Consider the following 1,154-nt stretch of genomic DNA (forward strand, 5'->3'; position numbering starts at 1 on the left):
GGATCGCGTCGCCCAAGGTCGGATCGCCGATCAGCGCATGCCACTTGTCCACCGGCATTTGGCTGGTAACCAGAGTCGAGCGGTTGCCGTAGCGGTCGTCCAGCAGTTCGAGCATGTCGCGGCGTTGCGCTGCGGTAAACGGTGCCAGGCCCCAGTCGTCCAGGATCAGCAGGTCAGTCTTGGCGTAGCCGGCCATCAGTTTGGCGAAGCGGCCGTCGCCGTGGGCCAGGCCCAGCTCCTCCATCAGGCGCGGCAGGCGCAGGTAACGGACGCTGTAGCCATCTCGGCAGGCCTTGTGAGCCAGCGCGCAGGCGAGCCAGGTTTTGCCCACGCCAGTTGGCCCGCCGATGATCAGGTTCAGGCCATCGCGCAGCCATTGGCCGCTGCCGAGTTGTAGGATCAAGGCCTTGTCCAGGCCGCGTGGGCTGCGGTAGTCGATGTCTTCTAGGCAGGCGTTGTGGCGCAACCGCGCAGCTTTGAGGCGAGTGATCATGCGGGCGTCTTCGCGCTCGGTCACCTCGCGGTCGACCATCAGGCCGAGGCGCTCATCGAAGCTCACATCATTGATATCGGGCGTTGCGTGTTGCTCGCCCAGCGACTTGATCATGCCGTGCAGGCGCAGGGTTTGTAGCTTGTCGAGCGTTGGATTAGGTAGCATTTCGAAGCTCCTTTTTCAGGTCAGTGGTAGTAGCCAGGGCCGCGCAGGTTGATGTGCTCGTCGGGCAGCAGCGGCAGGTTTTGCTGGGACAGCGGTAGCTTTTCCAGCCCTTGGCGCAGGATCGATTCGAGGCTTTTGTAGCTGCATGCGCCCAGTGCGAGCGCACGCTGGCACGCGGCTTCCAGCCGCGCTTCGCCGTGCTGTTTGCTCAGGCGCAGGATGCCCAGGCAGGCGCGGAAGCCGTGTTGCGGATGGATTCGGCGTTCGAGGATGTAGGCGATGACGCCAGCGGTGTTAGGCCCGGTCTGTTCTGCCCAGCGGATCAACCGCTGTGGAGTCCATTCGGCGTGCTCGCGGTGGCTCTTGGGCATGTGCTCGGTTTGGGTGGTGTGGCGGCCTTTGTGCTGCGAGCGCAGGTGGCTGGCCACGCGCTGGTTGGCGTGGAAGCACTCGACGGTCTGGGCGGTGAGCCGCACTTCGAGTTGGTGCTTCACCA

1 protein-coding gene and 1 pseudogene are annotated in these 1,154 nt (G+C 64.2%); both read right to left on the minus strand.

Features of this window, described 5'->3' with window-relative positions; translation table 11 throughout:
• The coding region (istB, locus tag DW49_RS0124280) for an IS21-like element ISPsy14 family helper ATPase IstB (protein WP_024421491.1) at positions 1-658 on the minus strand (658 nt) is incomplete at its 3' end.
• Positions 659-678: 20 nt separating this feature from the next.
• Positions 679-1,154: pseudogene (locus tag DW49_RS0124285) on the minus strand (IS21 family transposase); the annotation flags it as partial.

Source organism: Pseudomonas avellanae BPIC 631 (assembly GCF_000444135.1).
In the GTDB taxonomy this organism is placed as follows: domain Bacteria; phylum Pseudomonadota; class Gammaproteobacteria; order Pseudomonadales; family Pseudomonadaceae; genus Aquipseudomonas; species Aquipseudomonas avellanae.